Source organism: Paenibacillus maysiensis (genome assembly GCF_000520815.1).
In the GTDB taxonomy this organism is placed as follows: Bacteria; Bacillota; Bacilli; order Paenibacillales; family Paenibacillaceae; genus Paenibacillus; species Paenibacillus maysiensis.
Genome location: NZ_ASRY01000004.1, coordinates 1 through 7,590, shown reverse-complemented (window position 1 = coordinate 7,590; position 7,590 = coordinate 1). Strand labels below are relative to the sequence as shown.

General features: G+C 60.8%; 1 protein-coding gene. It reads right to left on the bottom strand.

The window, feature by feature from the left end:
• Positions 1-7,419 (bottom strand): SDR family NAD(P)-dependent oxidoreductase (locus L696_RS0100285; protein ID WP_342447926.1); only part of this gene is annotated, 7,419 nt, incomplete at its 3' end.
• Positions 7,420-7,590 lie beyond the last annotated feature (171 nt).

Sequence of the window (7,590 nt, the reverse complement as noted above, 5' to 3'; positions counted from 1 at the left end):
CAGCGTGTAGGCCGCATTGGACAGATTGGCCTCCGTGATTCGCCCGTCCTCGACGGCTGCCAGCAGCTGCAGAGCCTGTTGGCGAAGCTGCTCTTCCTGGCGAGCCGACAGCACGATCACAGCCGGGTTCTGCGGCGTGACCCGCGCCTGCGTCCCAGACGCTTGCTCAGGTCTGTACTCTTCAATGAGGATGTGCGCATTGGCACCCCCTGCACCAAACGAGGACAGACCTGCGATGCGCGGACCTTCCTGTTCTTTGCCGTCGATCTCTACCACCGGACGCTTCCAGTCGGTCAGCTCCTGCTGCACCACAAACGGCGTTTTCCCAAACTGAATGTTCGGGTTCAACTCTTGCGCATGCAGGCTCGGCGCAAGTTGGCCATGCTTCATCTGCATGACGATCTTCGCAAGTCCCGCGATGCCGGCTGCCGCTTCCAGATGTCCGATGTTCGACTTCACCGAGCCGATCGCGCAGAATCCGGTGTCCTTCGTATGGCGTCGGAAAGCTTGTGTCAGCCCGGTGATCTCGATCGGATCGCCGAGCTCTGTGCCCGTGCCGTGCGCTTCGATGTAGCTGACTTGGCGCGCGTTGAGTCCGGCCCGCTCCAAGGTCTCGAAGATCAGGTCGCCTTGCGCAGTCGGGTTGGGCACGGTGTACCCGTTGGTCTTGCCGCCGTGGTTCACGCGGGAGGCTCGGATCAGCGCATGAATCTGGTCGCCGTCCGCGAGCGCTTGCGACAACGGCTTGAGCAATACTGCGCCCACACCTTCGCCCGGCACGAATCCGTTGCCGTTCAGCCCGAAGCTCTTGCACTGCCCGTCCGTCGAGAGCATGCGCTGCGCACTGAGGAACACGTAGGTGGAAGGATGCAGGTACAGGTTCACCCCGCCCGCGATCGCCATCTCGCAGTCCCCGCGATACAAGTGCTCGCAAGCCTCATGAATCGCGCTCAGCGAAGAGGAGCACATCGTATCCACCGGCATGCTCGGCCCGTTGAGGTTGAGGAAATACGACACGCGGTTCGCAACGGAAGCAAAAAACGTGCGCGGGAAGATCTTCTCCCCTTGCTTCCACAGATCCGGTCCATACAGCTCAAAGCCGGTTTTGGTCACGCCGACAAACACCCCGACGCGGCCTTCGTGCTGGTCCGCGATACGCTCCTTGGTATATCCGGCATCCTCCAGCGCCTTCCAGCTCTCTTCCAAGAAGAGGCGCTCCTGCGGGTCGATGTTGATCGTCTCTCGGGGCGACAGGTTGAAGAACTGCGGATCGAAGTCTGCGAATCCGTCTACAAAACCGCCCCATTTGCTGTAGCTTTTGCCTTGTCTCATCGCTTCGTCTTGATTCGGATGGTAAAAATCATCCAGCGACCAGCGTTCGCTCGGAACCTCGGAGACGCAGTCTCGGCCCGCTTTTAGATTCTCCCAATAGTGCTGTAGCGAAGGCGACTTGGGATAGCGGCCGGAGATCCCGATGATCGCAATCGGTTCACGCTCGTTCGGTTTCGTCGGCAATGGCGCTACAGGCGCGATCCGTTCGACCGGTCTTGCCGGCGGCTGTGCAACAGATGCATCCGCTGCGACGGGTGCTTCATACCCCGTCCACCGCTGGCAGGCCGTCCGTTCTTCCTCGACAAAATAGTCGGCCAGCGCGCCCAGCGTGCGGTATTCAAAGAAGAGCGTCTTGGACAGATCGCCAAAGATCACGGCGAGCTTCTGGTTGAGCTTGGAGATCATCAGCGAATCGATCCCGTAGCTCTCCAGCGGCTCTTCGGCATCCAGCTGGTTCGCGCGGATGTCGGTGGTCTCGCTGAAGAGAACTTTTAGCGCATGCAAGGTCTTAGCGCGCAGTGCGGCGTCTTGCTCCTTGGCAGACGTGACGACCTCTGCGGCTTCGGCTTTGGCTGCGCGTGCCTCGATGCGTTCTGCCACTTGACGAAGCGTGGTCTCATAGAGCGAAGCCGGCGTGAGTTCCAGCCCGTATTGACGGTTGATCTTCTGCGCCAGTTCGCTGAGCAGGTACGGATCGAAGCCGTATTCCGTTAGTTGGGCATCCGGATCGATCTCGTTCCCCTTCACGTTGAGCAACTCGGAAACCATGTGCAGCAGGGCTGCTTCCAGCGGCGGTAGGACCGCCGTCGAGGAAGCGGACGTTGCGTGAACCGGTTCTGAGTGCAAGGTCTGCTTGATTTGTGCACGTTTGCCTTCCAACACCATCACCTGATCTTTGCCGGTTGCCAGACCGCGATACAAGGCCTGCAACCCGGTTTGAGTTCGCAGAGGGATCATCCCCATGCGTTGCAGCAGCAGCTTTTCCGTCTCTTCGTCAACGCGCATTCCGCCCTCTTGCCAGAGTGGCAAGTTGATGGACAAGATGCGTCCGCCGCGAGAGTTCGCAAAGGCATCCAGGAATGCGTTCGCCGTCGCGTAGTCGGCCTGTCCGAGATTGCCGAAGACGGCTGCGACGGAGGAGAAGAGCACGAAGAAGTCGAGGTTCAGGCCTTTGCTGGCCGCATCCAGATGCACCAGACCTGCAACCTTGGGAGCCAGCACCTCGGCCAGCTCCTCTTGTGTTTTCTTGAAAATGAACTGATCCCGGTTGACGCCCGCACCATGCAAGATGCCGTGCAGGGTGCCGTATTTTTCACAGATGCCTTCGATCAGGGGTGTCACCTCAGGAGCAGAGCTCACGTCGACTTGTCGATATTCCACGCATGCGCCCATGCCCCGCAGTTTCCGCAGACGGGCCTGACCAGCGTCCGACAGCGGGGATCGGCCCGCGAGAATCAGGGTCGGGTTGGCGGCCTGCCGTGCGATCTCCTCGGCGACGATCATCCCGATCCCGCCGGCGCCGCCCGTAAGCAGGTAGATGCCTCCTGAACGCCACGGAACCGGGGCGCGCTCTTGGTCGATCTCCACTTCGCGCCACCCGGCAACAAGACGCTTGCCGTTTTGATAGCGGACATGGTCGTCTTGCAGGGCGTGCAGGTTCTCTTGCAGTCTCGCTTCAAGCCCTGCGCCCGACTCCACTTCGATCACTTGCCCGATGAAGTTCGGGTTCTCCAACTGCGCCGTTCGCAACAGGCCGGACAGCGCGGTGAACAGCTGCGAATCCGCCTGTGACGGCACGACGATCTGCATCAGCACCTTGCCCTTCGGCTTGTTCTGCAGAAGGGTCTGAATCTCCGTGAACACCTGTGCCGCATACGCTTGGAAGCGTTCTGCAAGCGCAGCGGAGCCGGCTTGCAGGATGCGATACTGCAACGAATCGAGCTTCGCCTCGACCTCGCAGAGCAGCACAAGATGCTGCGCGAGAGACGGTGGTGAAGATTGCGGGACCACCGCCTGCTCGGTCCAGATCGGTTCAAACAGCAGCGCTTCATAGGCATCCTGCGCTTGCGAAATCCAGTGGCGCTCCTTCGCGAACGGATAGGTCGGCAGGCTGAGACGGCGCGGTCGGTTCTCGCCGTAGAGTCGGTTCCAGTCAGAAAACTGGCCCTTCACCCAGAGTTCGGCGATCTGCTCCGCCCCTCGCGATTCCGGATGAGCGGCCGCTTCGGCCGAGCTCGCCTTGCCGCGCTTGACCTGTCCTCGCCAGACACCGTTCAGCCCGGTCTGCCCTTGCAAGAACGCCTGCAATCTGCGCTCCATCTCTTCAACCGACGTGACGACCAGCGCCAGGCGCTCTTCCATCGCATCGCGCCCAACTTGCAGCGTGTAGGCGATGGATGCGAGTTCTTCGTCGGCAAACTCCTGCGCGACGAGGGCGTTGCACAGTTGCCGCACCTGCTCCTGCAGGCGCTGTTCATTCTTGGCTGACAGCGCGATGACGACCGGGTTCTCGGTGGAGGTCTCCGTCTTCGATCTCGGCTGCTCCTTCGGCAGATACTCCTCGATCACGACATGAGCGTTGACGCCGCCGAACCCGAAGGAACTGACGCCCGCACGGCGCGGCAGGTCTTGGCTGGCTGCGTCTTGCAGAGCCTCCCATCGCTTCGCCTCCCGAACGAGATAGAACGGGCTGCCCTCCAGTTGGATGTAGGGATTGACCGTTTTGCAATGCAGCGTAGGTGCCAGCGTCCGGTGACGGAGCTGCAGCAGCACTTTGATCACGCCTGCGATGCCGGCCGCGAGTTCAAGGTGGCCGATGTTCGTTTTCACCGAACCCAGCCCGCAGTGAACGCTCTCGACCTCTTGCGTCCCTGTTCTTCTGTACAACTCTTGGAACGCGCTCTTCAATCCGTTGATCTCAATCGGGTCGCCCAATTCGGTGCCCGTTCCGTGCGCCTCGATGTAGGTGACGGTCCGCGGGTCGATGCCGGCTTTGTCGTACGCGTTGATCAGCAGGTCCGCTTGGGCCTTCGGGTTGGGAGCCGTCAGCGAGTTCGCGCGTCCCCCGTGGTTGACCGCCGTCGAGCGAATCAAGCCGTAGATATGATCTCCGTCGCGCTCGGCAACCGACAGCTTTTTCAAAACGAGCATGCCGACCCCTTCGCCGCGCACATAGCCGTTCGCCGCGTCCGAGAACGCCTTGCAGCGTCCGTCTTCAGATAGCATGCCGGCCTTGTTGAAGCTGATGTGCGCCTCCGGGGTTACGATCGTGTTCACACCGCCGACGACCGCCATGTCGCAGTCGCCGTTCTGCATCGCGCTGACGGCGCGGTGGATGGCGACCAGCGAACTTGAACAAGCGGTCTCCACCGGCTCGCTCGGGCCGTGAAGGTTCAGGGCATAGCTCATGCGGTTCGGTCCGACCGACGGCACGACGCCCGTGGACGAGTACCCTTCAATCGGGAAGTTCGCCTGCGTGACCAGTCCGCTGTACCCGCTGCTTCCCGTTCCGACGAAAATCCCCGTCTTGCTGCCCGACAGGCTCTGTGCCGAATAGCCCGCATCCTCGATCGCCTTCCAGATATAGGTCATCAAAAGGCGCTGCTGAGGGTCCATCAGCTTGGCTTCAAGCGGCGAGATGCCGAAGAAGAGCGAATCGAACTTGTCGGTCTCGTCGAGGAAGCCGCCCCACTTGATGTTCGTTTTGTTGGCTTCCGTCTTCGGGTCGCCAAAATAGGCTCTCCAATCCCAGCGTTCCGGAGGAATCTCGGAGATGCAGTCGATGCCTTCCACAAGGTTGTGCCAGAACTCCTGCATGTCGCGGGATTGCGGGAAGGCCCCGCTCATCCCCACGATGGCGATCGGCTCGGTCACCGCCGATTGTGCCTGTTGCACCACAGCGGTACGCGGGCGGCGCTTTTGTCTCGTCGCCCGTGTCGGAGTCGCTTCTTGCAGCAGGGGCGCTGCGACTTCCGCCCGTGCCGTTTCCGCTTGCACGGGGGCAGCCGGGGAGGAAGGAGCCGTCAAGCGCGAGGCGAACACATCTCGGAATTCGTCGGCCAAATAACCGGCAAACTCATGCAGCGTCGGATGCTCGAAGAAGATCGTCGGCAGCAGGTCCAGCTTGTACGCCTCGTTTAGATCGTTGGCAAACTCGGTCAGCGTGATCGAATCAAAACCGTACTCGCTCAGCTCTGCATCCGCATCCAGCTCTTCTGCATCGACCTTGAGCAGACGGGAAACCGTCTGAGTCAGCAGGCCCAGCACGCGCTCTCGCAGGTTCATACTGTCCGCCTTGTCATCGACAGCAACAGCGACAGAGGACGGCGAGACGGAGACAGATGCCGGCAGCAGTTTCTTCTTGATGCGCTCCGCTTTTCCTTCGATCACCAGCACTTGGTCCTGACCCGATGCCAAGCCTTCATAGAAGGAGCGAAGTCCGCTCTTGGTGCGCAGCGGGATCATGCCGAGGCTCTGCATCATCATCTTCTCGGTTTCCGGATCGACATGCATGCCACCCTCTTTCCAGAGCGGCCAGTTGATCGACAGCGTCCGGCCAAGGCGATCCCCGGCGGCCACCCGTCTGTTGCGATGCGCCGCGTACTGATCCATGAACGCATTAGCCGCCGCATAGTCGGCCTGCCCCGGATTGCCAAGGCCGCCGGACAGCGAAGAGAACAAGACAAAGAAGTCCAAGGCCATGTCTTGGCTGGCGACATCAAGGTTCACAAGCCCGCGCACCTTCGGTGCCAGCACTTGCGTCAGTTCCGCCGCTGTTTTCTTGATGATGAAGCTGTCTCGGATCACCCCGGCGCTGTGCAGGATGCCGTTCAGGGTACCATGATCCGCCCGCAGCTCTGCAAACAGCTTCTCGACTGCCGCTCGATCGGTCACATCCACCTGCTTGTACACCACGCGCGCCCCCAGAGACTCCAGTTCGGACAGCGCCTCTCGTTGAGGCTCGCCCAGCACGGATCGACCTGTGAGCACCAGCGTTGCATCCGGCGCCTGTGTGGCGATCTCCTTGGCAAACACCAGTCCAAGACCGCCCGCACCGCCGGTGAGGAGATAGATGCCGCCCTCTTTCCACGGTGTCAAAAGGGCATCTGCGGATGCGCGAACTTCGCGCCAGCCCGCCACTTGTCGCGAGCTTCCCTGATATCGAATGCGGTCTTCCTTCCCGCTGTTGCGATCTGCCAATAGCTTCTCCTCAACCGCTTCGAGCTCATCGACTTCGATCAGCTGCCCGATCAAGTTCGGATTTTCCATCTGGGCGGTTTTCAGCAGACCTGACAGCCCGGCGAGCAGAAGTTGTTCTGCATGGGCCGGCACGACGATCTGCACCAGCACCTTGCCCTTGGGCTTGCCTTGCAAGATGCGCTGAATCTCCCCCAACGCCTGCAGCGCATATGCTTCAAAACGCACCTCGATGTCTCTCTCATCCGCTTGCAACGTCAGGCAGCGCGCCCCTTGCACGTCAGCTTCGAACTCGCAGGACAGCACGAGATGATCCGCATAGGCCGTCGCCTCTTGCTGTTCGTGCGCCTGTTCCGTCCAATGCGGTGCCAGCATGAGCGTTTCGAACACCTCCGAGTCGGCCTGATTTTCCAGCACGCGAGAGGAAAAGCCCTTCATGTGCGCACACACGTTGCCTTGCTCGTCACAAAGGCGAATGTCGAGCTTCTGCACGCTATCCCCCGGCTTGCACCCCTCGCTGTAGCGAACCTGCGCCCACATCGAAGACGTGCAAGGAGCATAGATGTCAAGCTCCTGCAACGCAAACGGAAGCGCCGGCTTCAGCGGTGCCACGCCGAGCTGGAACCCGATCGCCGCCTGCAAGGCCGCGTCCATCAAGCTCGGGTGCAGGACGTATTGCGAATCGGTTCCCGTCACGCTCGACGGTAGTGTCAAACGAGCCAGAATCTGCCCGTCGCCGACCTGCAACAGATCGAGCGCACGCTGCGCCGAACCATACTCCAAGCCCATCGCGGCAAAGCTCTCATAGCACTCCGACGCGCTGATCTCACGCGTGCTGCAAGCTGCCTTCAACTCCTCAACAGGCAACTGCTCCACCTGTTTCTTGCCCATCACGACAGCACGCCCTTGGCTGTGTATGTTCGCGTCAACGCCGCTGAAGATCTCGTAGGAGATCGTGCCATCTTCCTCTTCGCACAGTCCGATGTGTACCTCGACAGGCCGCTCGCCAACTGTGACAGGGTGCGTCCAGACCACATTTTGCAGACGAAGGAATTGCGTGTC